Source organism: Paenibacillus sp. RC84 (assembly GCF_041260495.1).
In the GTDB taxonomy this organism is placed as follows: domain Bacteria; phylum Bacillota; class Bacilli; order Paenibacillales; family NBRC-103111; genus Paenibacillus_F.
On record NZ_JBGBYL010000018.1, the window covers coordinates 1 to 15,694 of the forward strand.

Annotated in this window: 23 protein-coding genes; 2 read left to right on the forward strand and 21 right to left on the reverse strand. The window is 48.3% G+C overall.

From position 1 onward, the window contains the following. Positions 1-272 precede the first annotated feature (272 nt). Together ABH899_RS27720 and ABH899_RS27725 are read right to left on the reverse strand one after the other, a co-directional pair. Entirely contained in the window at positions 273-503 is a 231-nt protein-coding gene (locus ABH899_RS27720; RefSeq protein WP_009676794.1) for a hypothetical protein, read from the reverse strand. Positions 504-655: 152 nt separating this feature from the next. Beyond that, the gene (locus ABH899_RS27725) at positions 656-1,267 is read right to left on the reverse strand and encodes a stage II sporulation protein M (RefSeq protein WP_009676815.1); all 612 of its coding nucleotides are present in this window, start codon (positions 1,265-1,267) and stop codon (positions 656-658) included. Positions 1,268-1,367: 100 nt separating this feature from the next. On the opposite strand from ABH899_RS27725, the gene pdaB reads away from it, so the two are divergent. After that, positions 1,368-2,150 (forward strand): polysaccharide deacetylase family sporulation protein PdaB, encoded by a 783-nt coding sequence (gene pdaB / locus ABH899_RS27730; protein WP_218231793.1) that lies wholly within the window; start codon positions 1,368-1,370, stop codon positions 2,148-2,150. Between the two features lie 147 nt (positions 2,151-2,297). Then, positions 2,298-3,122, forward strand: a complete 825-nt coding sequence (gene gerD / locus ABH899_RS27735; protein WP_009676827.1) for a spore germination lipoprotein GerD — start codon at positions 2,298-2,300, stop codon at positions 3,120-3,122. A gap of 22 nt (positions 3,123-3,144) precedes the next feature. On the opposite strand, the gene ABH899_RS27740 is transcribed toward gerD, so the two are convergent. The 19 genes from ABH899_RS27740 to rpmD form a co-directional block, all read right to left on the reverse strand. Further along, positions 3,145-4,254, reverse strand: a complete 1,110-nt coding sequence (locus tag ABH899_RS27740; protein ID WP_370002060.1) for an Mrp/NBP35 family ATP-binding protein — start codon at positions 4,252-4,254, stop codon at positions 3,145-3,147. Between the two features lie 51 nt (positions 4,255-4,305). Beyond that, a complete protein-coding gene (cwlD, locus tag ABH899_RS27745) occupies positions 4,306-5,064 on the reverse strand; it encodes an N-acetylmuramoyl-L-alanine amidase CwlD (protein WP_009676805.1) in 759 nt (252 codons plus the stop codon). A 66-nt stretch (positions 5,065-5,130) separates the two neighbouring features. Continuing rightward, positions 5,131-6,312 carry a sulfate adenylyltransferase gene (sat, locus tag ABH899_RS27750; RefSeq protein WP_370002062.1) on the reverse strand — a complete coding sequence of 394 codons (1,182 nt, stop codon included), beginning with the start codon at positions 6,310-6,312 and terminating at the stop codon, positions 5,131-5,133. Between the two features lie 42 nt (positions 6,313-6,354). After that, entirely contained in the window at positions 6,355-7,047 is a 693-nt protein-coding gene (locus tag ABH899_RS27755; RefSeq protein ID WP_370002064.1) for a phosphoadenylyl-sulfate reductase, read from the reverse strand. Between the two features lie 269 nt (positions 7,048-7,316). Beyond that, entirely contained in the window at positions 7,317-7,709 is a 393-nt protein-coding gene (gene rpsI / locus ABH899_RS27760) for a 30S ribosomal protein S9 (protein ID WP_009676832.1), read from the reverse strand. A gap of 20 nt (positions 7,710-7,729) precedes the next feature. Next, a complete protein-coding gene (rplM, locus tag ABH899_RS27765; protein WP_042235549.1) occupies positions 7,730-8,167 on the reverse strand; it encodes a 50S ribosomal protein L13 in 438 nt (145 codons plus the stop codon). A gap of 174 nt (positions 8,168-8,341) precedes the next feature. After that, positions 8,342-9,112, reverse strand: a complete 771-nt coding sequence (truA, locus tag ABH899_RS27770) for a tRNA pseudouridine(38-40) synthase TruA (RefSeq protein ID WP_009676806.1) — start codon at positions 9,110-9,112, stop codon at positions 8,342-8,344. Between the two features lie 123 nt (positions 9,113-9,235). Further along, positions 9,236-9,598 (reverse strand): 50S ribosomal protein L17, encoded by a 363-nt coding sequence (gene rplQ, locus ABH899_RS27775; protein ID WP_009676799.1) that lies wholly within the window; start codon positions 9,596-9,598, stop codon positions 9,236-9,238. 24 nt (positions 9,599-9,622) lie between these two features. Next, positions 9,623-10,567, reverse strand: a complete 945-nt coding sequence (locus ABH899_RS27780; protein WP_009676831.1) for a DNA-directed RNA polymerase subunit alpha — start codon at positions 10,565-10,567, stop codon at positions 9,623-9,625. A gap of 122 nt (positions 10,568-10,689) precedes the next feature. Beyond that, the gene (gene rpsK / locus ABH899_RS27785; protein WP_016423660.1) at positions 10,690-11,085 is read right to left on the reverse strand and encodes a 30S ribosomal protein S11; all 396 of its coding nucleotides are present in this window, start codon (positions 11,083-11,085) and stop codon (positions 10,690-10,692) included. A 21-nt stretch (positions 11,086-11,106) separates the two neighbouring features. Next, positions 11,107-11,475: a 30S ribosomal protein S13 gene (rpsM, locus tag ABH899_RS27790; protein ID WP_016423661.1), complete on the reverse strand. Its 369-nt coding sequence runs from the start codon at positions 11,473-11,475 to the stop codon at positions 11,107-11,109. A 20-nt stretch (positions 11,476-11,495) separates the two neighbouring features. Beyond that, positions 11,496-11,609: a 50S ribosomal protein L36 gene (rpmJ, locus tag ABH899_RS27795; protein WP_003333770.1), complete on the reverse strand. Its 114-nt coding sequence runs from the start codon at positions 11,607-11,609 to the stop codon at positions 11,496-11,498. Between the two features lie 88 nt (positions 11,610-11,697). After that, positions 11,698-11,916: a translation initiation factor IF-1 gene (infA, locus tag ABH899_RS27800; protein ID WP_009676800.1), complete on the reverse strand. Its 219-nt coding sequence runs from the start codon at positions 11,914-11,916 to the stop codon at positions 11,698-11,700. A gap of 3 nt (positions 11,917-11,919) precedes the next feature. Beyond that, entirely contained in the window at positions 11,920-12,231 is a 312-nt protein-coding gene (locus tag ABH899_RS27805; RefSeq protein ID WP_009676822.1) for a KOW domain-containing RNA-binding protein, read from the reverse strand. Positions 12,232-12,240: 9 nt separating this feature from the next. Further along, complete coding sequence (map, locus tag ABH899_RS27810) at positions 12,241-12,993, reverse strand: type I methionyl aminopeptidase (RefSeq protein WP_370002069.1); 753 nt, start codon at positions 12,991-12,993, stop codon at positions 12,241-12,243. Further along, complete coding sequence (locus tag ABH899_RS27815) at positions 12,990-13,643, reverse strand: adenylate kinase (RefSeq protein ID WP_370002071.1); 654 nt, start codon at positions 13,641-13,643, stop codon at positions 12,990-12,992. The genes map and ABH899_RS27815 overlap by 4 nt, the downstream gene beginning before the upstream one ends. A gap of 85 nt (positions 13,644-13,728) precedes the next feature. Further along, on the reverse strand, positions 13,729-15,036 hold the full coding sequence (gene secY / locus ABH899_RS27820; protein WP_009676812.1) for a preprotein translocase subunit SecY: 1,308 nt from the start codon (positions 15,034-15,036) through the stop codon (positions 13,729-13,731). Next, positions 15,036-15,476, reverse strand: coding sequence for a 50S ribosomal protein L15 (gene rplO / locus ABH899_RS27825; protein WP_009676816.1), 441 nt, complete (start codon positions 15,474-15,476; stop codon positions 15,036-15,038). The genes secY and rplO overlap by 1 nt, the downstream gene beginning before the upstream one ends. Before the next feature lie 31 nt (positions 15,477-15,507). Next, positions 15,508-15,693 (reverse strand): 50S ribosomal protein L30, encoded by a 186-nt coding sequence (rpmD, locus tag ABH899_RS27830; protein ID WP_009676811.1) that lies wholly within the window; start codon positions 15,691-15,693, stop codon positions 15,508-15,510. Between the last annotated feature and the right edge of the window lies 1 nt (position 15,694).

The window sequence follows — 15,694 nt, forward strand, 5'->3', positions numbered from 1 at the left end:
CTCAAAAATTCGTTGCTGACGAGAATTTCTTCTCATTAATGTCTCAATTGCTTGAGACGCTTCAATCACTCGTTGTTCAGTTTTCAAAGGACAATTTCTATCGTTTTGTAACCTCGTCTTAACCCGCTAACTTTCAGCGGCGACTTTCTCAATATACCACAGATCGACTATTCATTGCAAGCTTTTTTTCGAAATTCTTTTTTGCTTGGTTTGTTAAATGAAAACTTTGTCGAATCAGCGAAATTTAATTTACCATGAAAGTTCAACTTAAGTCAAGACTTTTTTTGATGCTGGACCCGGTTCCTGGCGTACTTAGATATTTCCCTCGGCGAAGCAAGCCTGGCGTACATCCGGAAGATAACCTTATATCGGGATTCTATAGCTTTCTTAATCTCCTCGTCCATTCTCTTATCGTTAAGGTCGAAGAGCATTTCGTCTAATTCTTTCCTTAGCACATAGTCCAGTTCTCTGCATTCCCTGTCATTAAAAAGAAATCCAAGCATCAACTTATTCTAGCTCCCCTCAAAATCGACTCTGCATCCACAACAGCGAGAAGGCTCCTGCCCCCATTCGGACGCAGGCAACCGTTCCGCTTTACTGTTATGCTCATGTTTTGTCATTTTTATGACGGGGTTCAAGAAAATTTTTACAATTGTTATCCTTTTAAAAGCCACAGAGTCACTGTGCTTTCCACGACAGCCGCAAGGAGCAACGTTCCTACGACAAGCAAAATTAACGGTCGGGTCAGCCTCATAACACGCTTAAACTCTGCCGCGGCGTTCCCGCTTCTTTTGGAAGAGAAGAGTCCCCCGATCATTTTGATAACAAGAATACCGAGTCGAAGTCCGTAGGCGCAGGCCACGATAATAGCCGGAATCTCTAGAATTCCATGCGGCAGGATTCCTTTTAGAACATAAGCAAGGCTCTGCGCTTCCATCTGATATTGAATGACATACCCCAACAGCATCCCGTTTACCAGGAGCACCATTAAGGGAAGAATACCGAAAAACAATCCTAGGTATACGAACATCAATGACTTGATCGCATTGTTCAGAAAAATAACGATAAACAACCAGAGGTTAAGATTTTCTTTGCCTTTAACCAGTTCCGAAATTTTCTCCAGGCCCTTCATCTGCTGGTCCAGAAAAGCCTGAAAGCGGTCCGGATACATAGTCCCCAGTACTAAACCGGCTGCGAAAACCAAAACGGAAGCAATCAGGTAATGCTTCATTTCTCCGAAATGCTTAAACAGCTCTCTCCACTTCAATTTCCTGTTCTCCTTTCTCTTTAACGCATAACTCGATGGTACGAGCATACATTTTACTAAGCCGGAATACAAGCCCAAGGAGAAGGAGGCCAGAGCAATCGTGAGCCATTTTTACGTCTTTAACGGCAAGAAAATAAAACAAGCCGTCTTTATCGGTGTCGCCGTAGTTTTCGCCGCAGGTATCGTCTATTCCGAACGGGGGAATATGGCCGTTTTTTCAAGCGGGGGTCCCGCGGCAATTTACAATGTCAAAACGGAAAAGAAACAGATTGCGTTGACGTTCGACATCTCGTGGGGGGAAACGCGTACAGATCCGATCCTGGATGTGCTGGAGCAAAAAGGTATCAAAAACGCGACGTTCTTTCTTTCCTCGCCCTGGAGCAAAAGCCACCCCGATATTGTAAACCGAATTATCAAGAACGGGTATGAGATCGGAAGTCACGGCCATAAGCATGTAAACTACAGCAGTCTGGGAGACGAAGAGATCCGCAAACAAATTCAGACCGCTGACGGAGTCCTAAAGGAGTTTACCGGCAAAAGTCCGAATCTGATTCGTATGCCCAACGGCGATTTCGACAAACGGGTTCTCGGTATTGCGGACCAGCTGGGATATAAAGTTATTCAATGGGATACGGATTCACTGGATTGGAAAAATCCCGGAGTGGATACCATTATCAACCGCGTTGTAAGTAAAGCGCATCCCGGCGATATCGTTCTGCTCCATGCCAGCGACTCCTGTAAACAAACCCATGAAGCCCTTCCCGCCATTATTGACCAGCTTAAGAGCAAGGGGTATGAATTCGTGACGGTCACGGAGCTGATGAAACAGGCGCAGACTGAAAATAAAGCCGTGGAAGAACAGTCGTTTAAACAGGTTTATTAACTCCCCCGGTTCCTGTACATACATTTTCTTGAAACGGCCAAATCCGCCCAACTTTCTCAGCAATCAACCATTTCATCCGTTTATGAAAAGGCTCCCCCCCACACATACTAACGGTACTAATTTAGGGGAAAGGAGCTTGTGTGCACAATGAATCGGAAAACAGTGCGTTATGTTCCTGCCTTAGTTGCAGTTATTCTCTTGGCTTCCTGCAGTTCCGATAATTCTTCACAGGGGTCTTCATCGTCCCAGGGCAATTATAAAGAAACCAAATCCATGGTGCTTGACATTCTAAAGTCGGACGAGGGCCGCGCGGCGATCGATAAAGCGGCCCGCTCCGGCTTATCTTCGGCAGGTTCGGGCAATTCCTCTGTCAGCATGTTGACCGACGGTCAAAAATTGCAGATGCAAACGGCGGTTAAGGATGTTCTGACCAGCACGGAAAGCAGTAAATTCGTAAGGGATATGATGAAAGACCCTCGTTTCGCCGGTGATTTCGCCAAGGCAGTGAGTACGCAGAATAAGCAGCTCCACAAGGATCTCATGAAAGATCCGGAGTATCAGAAACAGCTCCTGCAAGTCATGAAAAATCCGGAATACCAGCAGCTCATGATGGAACTGACCCGGACGACCCAATACCGCCAACAGATGATGAATGTCATTCAGGAATCATTCCAGAGCCCCTTGTTCCAAGCTCAGATGCTCACCATTATGAGAAAAGTCATGGAAGAGGGCATCGTACCTAAAGGTGCCGGCGGCCAAAGCCAGGGTGGCCAAGGGGGAAAAGGTGGACAGGGCGGAGGACAAGGCGGTAAGGGCGGACAAGGATCCGGAGGCGAAGGCGGTCAACAGGGCCAGGGGGACCAAAAAAGCAAACAAGATCAAGGCCAGGAAGGCGATCAAGGAGATCAAGGCCAGGATGAGAAGGAATCCCCGAACAAAAAGGGTAAGAAGGATCAGGACTCCGAATATTAAAAAAAGGACTGATGCTTGCGCATCAGTCCTTTTGAGTCTGTTGAACGACACTCCGTGCCAGCTCCAGATAAAGTTGGCCGGTGGTGGAATCTTCTTTGTAAACCGACGGGGAATAATCCGGCTCGGAAATATGATTGTCCGGTGCGCCCAATGGAATTTGAGCAAGCAATCGGGTATGCAGCTGTTCCGCCAGCATGCCCCCGCCGCCGCGGCCGAAGACGTAGTCCTTCTCCCCGCATTTGGAGCACTCGTAGTAAGCCATGTTCTCCACCACACCGATAATCTCATGTTTGGTATGCACGGCCATGGCACCCGCTCTGGCTGCTACAAATGCGGCAGTAGCATGAGGGGTCGTAACTAGGATCTCTTTGCTTTGCGGCAGAAGCTGATGAATATCCAGCGCGATGTCGCCCGTACCGGGAGGCAGATCGAGCAGCAGGTAGTCCAGTTCTCCCCAGTCCACTTCGTGGAAGAAGTTATGGAGCATCTTGCCCAGCATAGGTCCCCGCCAGATCACCGGCGAATTATCCTCCACAAAGAAACCCATGGAGATAACTTTAACGCCGAATTTTTCTACGGGGATAATCCGGTTATTAACAAGCTGAGGCTGTTCCTCTATTCCCATCATATCCGGAATACTGAAGCCGTAGATGTCCGCATCCATAATTCCCACTCTCTTACCGAGACGCGCCAAAGCAACAGCGAGATTCGCCGTTACGGTAGACTTCCCTACGCCGCCCTTACCGCTTGCGACGGCAATAAAATTGACGAGGGAATCGGGTTTCAGCAAAGGAGCCGCTTCTTGTCCCGTTCCGGCATTGGTGTCGGCAGTCTCAAAGCTTCCCGTCTCAGATGCACCCTCATAAGCGGAGAGCTGGTTTTTCTCATAATCCGTTATTTCACGAAAACGAATATGAACCCCTTCGGCTCCGATTTGGGACAAAGCGGATTCAATGCGTTCTTTTATACTTGCTTTGTAGCTTTCATCCGTAACGGACAAAACACACGTAAGAGAAACACGGTTCTCTTTAATGACCACGTCTTTAACGAAGTTCAGTTCTACGATAGAAGCTCCGTAAGTCGGATCTGTTATAGGCTGAAGCGATTGCCGGATAAGCTCTTTGGTCACCATCTGTTCCACCTCGGTAGGCTTATTTCTGTTCAGATCATTATAACATACCGATTAGGACGAACGCACTTTCTCCCCGGAGAAATAACGCAGAATCGCTTGATAAACGGACGCGGCAACTTTCTTTTGATACTTATCGTCGGCCAGCAGCCTCGATTCCTCCGGATTGGATAAAAACCCGACTTCGACGAGCGCACTCGGCATTTTCAAGGTTTTCAGCAAATAAACGCCGGTATCGGCCTTTTTGGCGACACGCTCCGTATTTTCCAGATTTTTTTTGAGTTCGTTCTGAATGAGTGTGGACAAGGTTGCGTTGTCCGGATGGTTCGGATAGTAGAACGTTTGTGCGCCCCTCCACTTATCGGACGGAATGCTGTTCAAGTGGACGCTGATAAACAAGTCGGCTTTCTTGCCGTTTATGAATTCGGCGCGGCTTAACAAATCTTCTGTTTTCCGGCGGCTGAGTCCCTTCGTTCCCTCTTGGGCCAAATCCGTATCCGTTTCCCTTGTCATCACCACCATAGCGCCGGCCTGCTGCAAATAATCACGCAAATACAAAGTGATCGCGAGGTTGATATCCTTCTCTATTACGCCGGATTGGCTGATCGCCCCTCCGTCAGGTCCTCCGTGCCCGGCATCCAGAGCAATCGTCTTCCCTGAAAGAGGCATGGACCATTCGCTCCATGTTCGTGTCGAGGGCAGCTCGTAGGTGTACATAAAGGCCATCAGCATAACCAGCAGGGCTGCCATGATGATCTTGATGCCGCTGTCCCAGGTCAGCCATACGACAAACCTTTTTCTTGGTCTCCGCATGAAAAATCCACCTCTGTTCCCCAATAGACTCCATTCATCTATATGGGACAGGGTGGACAATTATACCTACTGCGCGGACATGCCTACAGGCTCTGACATGCCGTCTATGAGCACTTTCGCCACTTCCGGGCGTGTGAACTCCTGGGGCGGACATTGGCCGTCACGCAGCAAGGCGCGTACTTTCGTGCCCGACAGGTGCAGGTGGTCAGCTTTGTCGTGCGGGCAAGTTTTGCTCGATGCCATATTCCCGCACTTCGTGCAGTAAAAGCTATGCTCGAAGAAAAGAGGCGTAATGCCGATTTCTTCCGGTGTAAAGTTACTGAAGATTTCCTGGGCTTCATAAGTACCGTAGTAATCGCCTACACCCGCATGGTCGCGGCCTACGATAAAATGGGTACAGCCGTAGTTTTTGCGGACCAAAGCATGGAAAATCGCTTCCCGCGGACCCGCGTAGCGCATGGCAGCCGGAAAAACACCGAGAAAAGCACGATCCGAAGGATAATAATTTTCAAGGAGAACGAAGTAGCTTTTCATCCGGACATCTGCGGAAATATCATCGGACTTGGTTTCGCCAACCAACGGATTCAGAAACAGGGCATCGACGATTTCCATAGCCGATTTTTGAATATATTCATGCGCCCGGTGGACCGGATTACGGGTTTGGAATCCTACGATAGTCCGCCAGTTCTTCTCGGCAAAAATTCGACGAGTCTCGGCCGGATCGTAGTAAAAATCTTCGAACTTGGCCGGCTTCGGTCTATTCAACACCTGCACAGGGCCCCCGATATAGGTAGACGACCTCGATAACAGCTTCTGTACCCCAGGATGCTCCTTATCGTCCGTTTTAAAGACTTGACGGGCTTCGAGCTGCTGATCGGCCTTGTAAATGCTCGCCACGTCTATAAGACCGTATACGACGCCGTCCTCTTCTCCCACCAAAGCCGCTTGCGTACCGACAGCGAGCTCCTCCGCAGCAGCCTCTTCAACCGCCAGGGTCACAGGTATGCTCCATACGGTGCCATCGGCCAAACGCATGCGTTCGACAACCGAATGGTAATCTTCTTCATTCAGAAAACCGGTTAGCGGGGAAAATGCTCCTACTCCAATAAGATCAAGGTCGGAAATGGCCCAATTGTTTATGCGGATTTGAGGCAGGTCTCCCGCCGCTGCAAGAAGTTTTTCGCGTTCGCTTCCCGTAATCAGGCGATTAATTAAAGTGCCGCCGTGAGGCGCGATTGAAGATGGCATGGATGTCTCTCCTTTAGTCTTCTAATAATGTCGGTTACTCGCTTACTTATGAAGTCCGCATTCCGTTTTATCATTGCCTGCCCAGCGGCCCGCACGCGGGTCTTCACCCGGAGCGACCGGATTCGTGCAGTGGCTGCACCCGATACTAGGGAAGTTCTGATCATGCAGAGCGTTATAAATAATACCGTTGGAACGAATGTACTCCCAAACATCGTCCGATGTCCAGCCAGCAAGTGGGTTAAATTTAACAAGCCCGAATTTTACATCATATTCAACCTTTTTGGCATTTGCCCGGGTCGGTGCTTGATCCCTGCGGATTCCCGTAATCCATGCGTCGTAATTTTTTAAAATGTCCGTTAAGGGATCCACCTTGCGGATGTTGCAGCATTCGTTCGGAGCGGACAACCACAGTTCGGCGCCGTACTGAGCCGCTTGCTCTTCCAGTGTTAGCTTAGGGAGAACTTGAATAAAAGATTTTTGATAGTGATCCTCTAAACGATCTCTTGTATTGTACGTCTCCTGAAAATGCACATTAGTGTCCAGATAGAAAATGTCAGTTTCCGGGCTCACTTTGTGCAGCATATCCACCAAGACTACATCTTCCGCACCAAAGCTGCAAGCGAGCGTAATGCTAGGGAATGTGTTAACCGCCCAACGAATAAGTTCTTCGGGTGACTGGTTCTCGAATTCCTCAGCGGCTTTGTTCACTAACGCTTCCTTTTCGAACAAATTCATATTTGTACCCTCCTATTTTAATTCCGAGTATCCTAATCTGTTTTGTTATTTTATTTCATTATAAATCACAACTTAGTGTTGTCAATAGCCTAAAGACGATCTTTTTATCATATTGAACAAAAGGCCGATAAGTTCGTGCGTTATGTCGGAATTATAGAGTGTTATAACGAACGAGAAAAGGATCATTTATCCGGAACGGTCAAAAGAACACAAAAAAACCCTTCCGGTACATTTCTGTACCCAGAAGGGTTTGCTTTGTATAACCGATCTTAACGTTTCGAGAACTGAGGTGCACGACGAGCTGCTTTCAAGCCGTACTTCTTACGTTCTTTCATACGTGGATCACGAGTCAAGAATCCAGCGCGTTTCAGAGAACCGCGGAATTCAGGATCTGCTTTAAGCAGTGCGCGGGAGATGCCATGGCGGATTGCGCCGGCTTGTCCGCTCATTCCGCCGCCGTTAGCCAGTACGAGTACATCGTACTTGCCGATTGTTTCGGTCAGCGTCAGAGGTTGTTTCACGATTAGTTTCAGCGTTTCCAGGCCGAAGTATTCGTTAAGGTCACGTTTGTTGATGATGATGCGTCCTTCGCCCGGTACTAGACGTACACGTGCTACCGAATGCTTACGACGACCGGTTCCGTAGTATTGAACTTGTGCCACAAGTCAGTCCTCCCTTTCAATTAACCCCGAAGTTCCCAAACTTCTGGTTGTTGTGCTTGGTGTGGATGTTCCGCGCCTGCATATACTTTCAGCTTCAGCTTCATGCTGTTGCCAAGACGTGTCTTAGGCAGCATGCCATGAATAGCAAGTTCCAGTACACGCTCAGGCTTTTTGTTCAGCATATCTTGAGCTGTCGTAACTTTCAGACCACCTGGGTGCATCGAGTGACGGTAGTATTTCTTGTCTTGCAGTTTGTTGCCGGTCAGATGAATCTTCTCAGCGTTGATAATGATTACGAAATCTCCGGAATCCACGTGCGGGGTGAATTGCGGTTTGTGTTTGCCGCGGATAATGCTTGCAGCTTCACTAGCCAGACGTCCGAGCGTCTTGCCGGTAGCATCAATGATGTACCATTTGCGTTCAACTTCATTCGGCTTAGCCATATATGTGGTACGCATGCTCTGATCCTCCTAAAAATATATCTCCGAACTTTATTAACAAACATAGTCATAGGTTAAAATACGTCTTGAATCTTCGGGTGTTTTTGAAGTCGGGGCCGTGGGGTAGCCCTTCAAGAAACACCATCACATATTTTACAGCATAGTCCAGGGAATAGCAAGAATTAAATTACATTATTCCGCGTATTCTACATTCCACAGCATCAGCCCGTGGGCTTCGGCTGTCGGGCCCGCAAGCGCCCGGTTACGTCCCCTCAAAATCGCAGCCATTTCTTCGGCTGGGCGTTTGCCTTCCCCGATTTGTATCAATGTTCCCACGAGAATCCGGACCATGTTGTAGAGAAAACCGCTACCGGTGAAATAAAAGCGAAGCTGCCCCGGCTGGTTGGGCTCGACAGACATTTGATCCGTTTCTTCAACGATCCAAGCGTCATAAATCGTACGAATACGCGATTCGGCTACGGTTTTGACCGAACAGAACGAGGAGAAGTCGTGCGTGCCTAGGATCGCCGCTAGAGCGTCTCTCATGGCATCCACATCCAAAGGGTTGGGATGGTGGAATTGGTATCGGCGTTGAAAAGTATCCGGTATCCGCGCAGTACGGATCGTATAGGAATAGGTTTTTCTTTTTGCCGACTTGCGGGCATGAAAAGATAAGGGCACTTCATCCGCACGAAGCGCAACGATATCTTTCGGAAGCCTGGAATTAAGAGCAAGGCACCAGCGTTCTGCGGGGATCTGGGAGGCTGTGGTGAAGTTGATCACCTGAGCGCGGGCGTGAACGCCAGCGTCCGTCCGCCCCGATGAGGTGATCTTCACCGTCTCCCCGGACAGCATCCGGATGGCCCGTTCCAGATAATCCTGGACCGTATTGCCATGAGGCTGCGTCTGAAAACCCGAGTACGAGGTGCCGTCATAACTTACCGTTATTCTTATATTTCTCACGAAACCATACCCTCCGTATACCGAACGGACAGGTTGATCGGGAGGTGAGCACAATCCGGTCAGATTGCAAAAAAAGGGCTTCAGCAGAATCCAAAGATTCTGTCCACCCTTTCCCACCCTTCGTTACGCCCGGTCTACCAGTTCCAGATATACCATAGGAGCAGCATCTCCACGACGAGGTCCCAGTTTCAGGATACGTGTGTATCCACCTGGACGCTCAGCATAGCGAGTTGCCAGCTCGGAGAACAACTTCTGGATTGCATCCTGGTCTCCTGCGGTTTCACGACGAACAAATGCAGCTACTTGACGACGAGCATGCAGATCTCCACGTTTCGCTAATGTAATGAGCTTCTCGGCGATAGAGCGAACTTCTTTCGCTTTCGCTTCAGTTGTTTGAATGCGCTCGTTAATGAAAAGGTCCGTTACGAGGTCGCGGAACAATGCTTTCCGCGCACTGGAGTCACGGCCTAACTTTTGATATGCCATGTCTTAACCCTCCTTCTGAGGTGATTATTCTTCCGTACGCAGGCCAAGACCCAGCTCTTCGAGCTTCTCTTGAACTTCTTCAAGGGATTTACGGCCAAGGTTACGCACTTTCATCATATCTTCTTCGGTTTTGGTGATCAGCTCTTGCACGGTATTGATACCGGCACGCTTCAGGCAGTTGTAAGAACGAACGGAAAGATCCAGTTCCTCGATCGTCATCTCGAGAACTTTCTCTTTCTTATCTTCTTCTTTCTCTACCATGATCTCCGCATCTTTAGCTTCATCGGTTAATCCAACAAAGAGCATTAGGTGTTCCGTCAGAATCTTCGCACCAAGACTTACTGCTTCCTCAGGGCGAATACTTCCGTCCGACCACACTTCGAGGGTTAGTTTGTCGTAGTTCGTCACTTGGCCGACACGAGTGTTCTCTACCGTGTAGTTCACACGCGTGATCGGAGTGTAGATCGAGTCAACCGGAATGACGCCAATAAGCTGCTCATCCCGTTTGTTCTTATCAGCCGGCACATAACCGCGGCCTCTGTTCGCATGAATTCTCATATGAAGACGAGAGTCAGACGATAGAGTCGCGATATGAAGATCCGGGTTCAAGATCTCCACATCACTATCTCCGCGAATATCAGCAGCTGTGATTCTACCTTCTCCTTCGGCGTCGATCTCCAATACTTTTTCTTCGTCTGAATGGATTTTCAAAGAAAGACCTTTCAGATTCAGAATAATCTCCGTTACGTCCTCCATAACTCCCGGAATAGTCGAGAATTCATGGAGAACTCCGTCGATTTGTACGGAGCTAACCGCAGCACCCGGTAGTGAAGACAGTAAGATACGACGTAGTGAGTTACCTAATGTGGTCCCGTATCCGCGTTCCAGCGGTTCTACGACGAATTTGCCGTAAGCTCCGTCTTCGCTTAAAGATACGGTCTCTATTTTTGGCTTTTCGATTTCGATCATGAAATTAACCCTCCTTCAAAACGTCGTTACCCTGGAACATTTCCATAAACGATGTAGTATGCCTATCCTTCAACATCATTATTCACATGTTTAGAATATTTATACCACATGCCGACTTGAAATTACACGCGACGACGTTTTGGAGGACGGCAACCGTTATGCGGAATTGGTGTTACGTCCTTAATCAGGTTGACTTCGAGACCAGCAGCCTGCAAAGAACGAATTGCTGCTTCACGGCCGGCACCAGGGCCTTTAACCATGACTTCAACAACTTTCAGACCATGTTCCATAGCGGCTCTAGCTGCAGATTCAGCAGCCATTTGCGCAGCAAACGGAGTGCTTTTACGGGATCCTTTGAAGCCCAGGTTACCGGCACTTGCCCAGGAAAGCGCGTTTCCATGAGGATCCGTGATCGTTACGATTGTATTGTTGAATGTGGAACGGATGTGTGCCACACCGGATTCAATATTTTTACGGTCACGACGTTTCGTACGGACGACTTTTTTAGGTTTAGCCATTGTTCACTCTAACCCCCTTTATTATTTCTTCTTGTTAGCTACAGTCCGACGAGGACCTTTACGTGTACGAGCATTGGTTTTCGTGCGTTGACCACGAACAGGCAGGCCACGACGATGACGGATACCACGGTAGCATCCGATTTCAACCAGACGTTTGATGTTCAGAGCGATTTCGCGACGAAGGTCGCCTTCCACTTTGATCGTTTTGTCGATAACTTCACGAATTTTGCTTACTTCTTCTTCCGTAAGATCGCGAACACGAGTGGATGCGTCAACGCCAGTTTGGCTCAGAACTTTCTGAGAAGTCGTTTTACCGATACCAAAAATGTACGTCAATGCGATTTCAACGCGCTTGTCACGCGGTAAGTCTACACCAGCAATACGTGCCATTGTTGAACGTGCACCTCCTTTTAACCTTGTTTTTGTTTATGTTTCGGGTTTTCACAAATTACCATGACATTGCCTTTGCGACGAATGACTTTGCATTTTTCGCAGATCGGCTTGACCGACGGTCTTACCTTCATGTTTATTACCTCCTGAGAGTTTGCCACCGCAAACTTGCTTCGTAAGGGTTGGCCGCTATGTCGGCTAAGACTGCGGCGTTGCAGCTATTTATTTGAACCGATAGGTTATACGACCTCTCGTCAAGTCATATGGGGATAATTCTACAGTAACCTTGTCGCCAGGTAAAATCCGAATGAAGTGCATTCTGATCTTTCCGGAAACATGGGCCAAGATTTTATGTCCGTTCTCAAGCTCTACCTTAAACATTGCGTTCGGAAGAGGTTCGATTACTGTACCTTCCACTTCAATTACATCTTCTTTAGCCACCGATTATTCTCCTTTCTCATCTGCCTCAGATTGTAGACTGTCGATAAACTTCTTCACCGCATGTCTTAACTTGGCATTCGTAACACGGCTGCTTTCCGTTAAACTTCTGGAAACTTCTCCGCTGATCTTGGACTGAAGCTGAAGATGCTGAACATTCTTCTTCTTCGGCTGGTCGAATCTGCGTTTATCACCATCGGCGATCCAAACGAATCTGGAATCCTCCGCTCGGATGATAATCGCATATTGACCTTGATCTTTGCCTCGGAGAATTTTTACGATTTGACCGGGCTGCGGCAGCTGTTCCTGATCTACCAATTCGGTCACCTATGCCTTCAGCTGGGTTAATATTTCATAACCGTCTGCCGTAATGGCAATGGTATGTTCGAAATGTGCACATAAGGAATTATCTACGGTAACTACGGTCCAATCATCCTCGAGTGTCTTTACGAATCGCTGTCCGACGTTCACCATAGGCTCGATTGCAAGTACCATACCGGGTTTAAGCCGGGGGCCTTTGTCCCGAATCCCATAGTTGGGAATCTGCGGATCTTCGTGAAGCTCCGTGCCGATCCCGTGACCGACATATTCACGAACAACCGAGAAACCCGCGTCTTCGATCACTTGCTGTATGGCGTGTGAGATCGTATACAGCCGAGCGTCCGGTTTGGCTTCCGCCAATCCGGCAAACAGCGAACGTTCAGTTACTTCCAGAAGTTTCTTTGCGGTTTCAGAAATTTCACCGACGCCATAAGTCCAGGCCGAATCACCATGATATCCTTTATATTGTGCCCCGATATCAATGCTGATAACGTCGCCTTCGACTAAGTTGCGGCTGCCGGGAATGCCGTGCACCAATTCTTCATTAACTGAAGTGCAGATGCTGCCAGAGAAACCGTTGTAGCCTTTGAAAGAGGGTACGGCACCTTGACTGCGAATGTATTCCTCAGCGATTTTATCCAGGTCCTTAGTCGTAATGCCCGGACGAACCGATTCAGCCATCAACTTGTGGGTCTCGGCTACGATTCGACCTGCCTCACGCATAAGTTCCAACTCTACTTCGGACTTACAAATGATCATTCAGAATGACCTCGCAGCAATGAACTGATTTGGGAAGTTACATCCTCGATTTCCTGCTCCCCATCAACCTCGCGCAATACGTTACGTTTCTGGTAGTACTCAAGAAGCGGTGCTGTCTTCGACGTGTATTCGTCCAAGCGGGTACCGACTTTCTCTTCCGTATCATCGGATCTCTGATACAATTCGCCGGAGCATTTGTCGCATACGCCTTCCTGCTTCGGAGGATTGAAAATCACGTGATACGTGGCGCCGCAGGATTTGCAGATACGGCGACCGGTCAGTCTGGCCAGCAGGAAGCTGCGATCCACTTTCAAATTAATGACGTGATCGATTCGCTTACCCAGAGATTGCAGGATCTCATCCAAAGCTTCCGCTTGAGCAATCGTACGCGGAAAACCATCGAGAAGAAATCCCTTGTCGCAATCCGGCTGCTGCAGACGTTCACGAACAATACCGTTAGTGATTTCGTCTGGAACAAGTTTGCCTTGATCGACATAGGATTTAGCTTCTATGCCGAGCGGCGTCCCTTGACTCATTGCCAATCTAAAGGCATCGCCGGTTGAAATGTGAGGAATCTGAAATTCGCTGACAATTTTCTCCGCCTGAGTACCTTTACCCGCACCCGGAGGACCCATAAATAAAACGTTCACGTTTTTCCCTCCTTCGGCACTTAGTAGTACGAACAGCACAATAGGTGCCGATGCCGCAACAAAGTGCCTACATCAGAACCTATTGCTATTTGTTGATAAATCCTTTGTAATGACGTTTGATCAGTTGGCTTTCTACTGTTTTCAACGTCTCCAATGCCACACCCACAAGGATGAGAAGTGAAGTTCCGCCGATCCGAACCGAAGTTGGCAAACCTGCCAGAGCCCCGAAGATCATTGGGAGAATCGAGATGAAAGCCAGGAAGAAGGCGCCGGACAAAGTAATTCTAGACATTACTCTTGTCAGGTAGCTGGAAGTTGGTTTTCCGGGACGAACGCCTGGAATATAACCGCCGTTCTTCTTCATTTGATCAGCCATTTGCACCGGATTAATCTGTACAAACGTGTAGAAATAGGTGAAGCCGACAATCAGTAGTACATATAGAGCAAGCGCAATCGGCGCCGAATTGTTAATGCTTAGATTGCGGATAATCCAATCCGCAAATGGATTCCCCGCCCAGAAACCTGCAATAATCGTCGGGAATTGAAGCAGTGATACGGCAAAGATGACCGGAATTACTCCTGCAGCATTCACTTTCATGGGAATGTGCGTGCTCTGTCCGCCGTACATTTTCCTCCCTACAACACGTTTAGCGTATTGTACGGGTATCTTCCGAACTCCCTGCTGAACGTAGATAACGCCCACGATGATGGCTACTACTACGATCAGAATGAGGACGATTTTCAAGATGTTCAGGAACAGGGCATCTCCTGCATTCGCAAACTGCGTCTGGTAAATCTGACTGATTCCTGTCGGAATAGCAGCTACGATTCCCGCGAAGATAATAATCGAAATCCCGTTTCCGATCCCTTTTTCAGTGATCTGCTCACCTAACCACATCAGGAACATCGTTCCTGCCGTCAAGACAATCGCTATCAGAGAATAGGTAGCAAAGCTAGGATTGATCACAAGCCCCTGGAAGGAGTTGTTAAACATGATCGCATATCCATAAGCTTGAATCACGCCAAGCACAACCGTTAAGTAGCGAGTAAGCTGGGCCGATTTCTTTCTCCCCACTTCTCCCTCTTTCGCCCACTGTGTAAGCCTTGGAACAACGTCCATGGACAGTAGTTGAACGATAATCGAAGCCGTAATGTACGGAAAGATCGACATCGAGAAGATGGAGAACTGGAAAAGCGCTCCGCCGGAGAAAGTATTCAGCAGCCCGAACACGCTATTCTGGTTGGCCTGATCCTGCAGCTTCAGAAGCTCTGCATTGATATTGGGAACCGGAATGAAGGCGCCGATTCTGTAGATGATTAACACGAGAAGCGTGAAAATGATTCTCTTACGCAAATCCTCTACTTTAAAGATGTTGGACAGGGTCCGGAACATTAAATCACCTCGGATTGACCGCCGGCAGCCTGGATTTTATCTACCGCAGATTGGGAAAACTTGTTCGCCTTAACTGTAAGCTTTACAGTGAGTTCGCCGTTTCCAAGAATCTTAATTCCATCTTTAGGTGATTTTACAACACCCGTTTCCATCAGAAGCTCAGGAGTTACTTCCGTACCAGCTTCGAACTTATTCAGGTCTTCCAGGTTAACGATAGCAAATTCCTTACGCGTTGGGTTCACGAAACCACGCTTAGGGAGACGACGGTAAAGTGGGTTTTGTCCACCTTCAAAGCCTGGACGAACACCACCGCCGGAACGGGCGTTCTGACCTTTGTGACCGCGTCCGGAAGTTTTTCCGAGTCCGCTACCTACACCGCGACCGAGACGCTTGCGAGTGTGGCGTGCGCCTTCTGCAGAGCTCAGCTCATGTAATTTCATAGTTGCACCTCCTCCAGATTGAATGTGTTACTTATGCTTGAATTTCTTTAACTTCGATAAGGTGGCTGACTTGATTAATCATACCACGGATTGCTTCATTGTCGCTTTGAACAACAGAATGGTTCAGCTTTCTGAGACCAAGAGCCTGAACCGTCTTCTTCTGTGTTTCTGGACGTCCGATCAGACTACGCTTAAGGGTAATTTGAAGTTTAGACATG

Bases quoted from the DNA above. Each gene is read 5' to 3' on its own strand.
- ABH899_RS27720 (WP_009676794.1), bottom strand. From the start codon at position 503: ATGCTTGGATTTCTTTTTAATGACAGGGAATGCAGAGAACTGGACTAT.
- gerD (WP_009676827.1), top strand. From the start codon at position 2,298: ATGAATCGGAAAACAGTGCGTTATGTTCCTGCCTTAGTTGCAGTTATT.
- ABH899_RS27740 (WP_370002060.1), bottom strand. From the start codon at position 4,254: ATGGTGACCAAAGAGCTTATCCGGCAATCGCTTCAGCCTATAACAGAT.
- cwlD (WP_009676805.1), bottom strand. From the start codon at position 5,064: ATGCGGAGACCAAGAAAAAGGTTTGTCGTATGGCTGACCTGGGACAGC.
- sat (WP_370002062.1), bottom strand. From the start codon at position 6,312: ATGCCATCTTCAATCGCGCCTCACGGCGGCACTTTAATTAATCGCCTG.
- ABH899_RS27755 (WP_370002064.1), bottom strand. From the start codon at position 7,047: ATGAATTTGTTCGAAAAGGAAGCGTTAGTGAACAAAGCCGCTGAGGAA.
- rplM (WP_042235549.1), bottom strand. From the start codon at position 8,167: ATGCGTACCACATATATGGCTAAGCCGAATGAAGTTGAACGCAAATGG.
- rplQ (WP_009676799.1), bottom strand. From the start codon at position 9,598: ATGGCATATCAAAAGTTAGGCCGTGACTCCAGTGCGCGGAAAGCATTG.
- ABH899_RS27780 (WP_009676831.1), bottom strand. From the start codon at position 10,567: ATGATCGAAATCGAAAAGCCAAAAATAGAGACCGTATCTTTAAGCGAA.
- rpsK (WP_016423660.1), bottom strand. From the start codon at position 11,085: ATGGCTAAACCTAAAAAAGTCGTCCGTACGAAACGTCGTGACCGTAAA.
- rpsM (WP_016423661.1), bottom strand. From the start codon at position 11,475: ATGGCACGTATTGCTGGTGTAGACTTACCGCGTGACAAGCGCGTTGAA.
- rpmJ (WP_003333770.1), bottom strand. From the start codon at position 11,609: ATGAAGGTAAGACCGTCGGTCAAGCCGATCTGCGAAAAATGCAAAGTC.
- map (WP_370002069.1), bottom strand. From the start codon at position 12,993: ATGATCATTTGTAAGTCCGAAGTAGAGTTGGAACTTATGCGTGAGGCA.
- secY (WP_009676812.1), bottom strand. From the start codon at position 15,036: ATGTTCCGGACCCTGTCCAACATCTTTAAAGTAGAGGATTTGCGTAAG.
- rplO (WP_009676816.1), bottom strand. From the start codon at position 15,476: ATGAAATTACATGAGCTGAGCTCTGCAGAAGGCGCACGCCACACTCGC.
- rpmD (WP_009676811.1), bottom strand. From the start codon at position 15,693: ATGTCTAAACTTCAAATTACCCTTAAGCGTAGTCTGATCGGACGTCCA.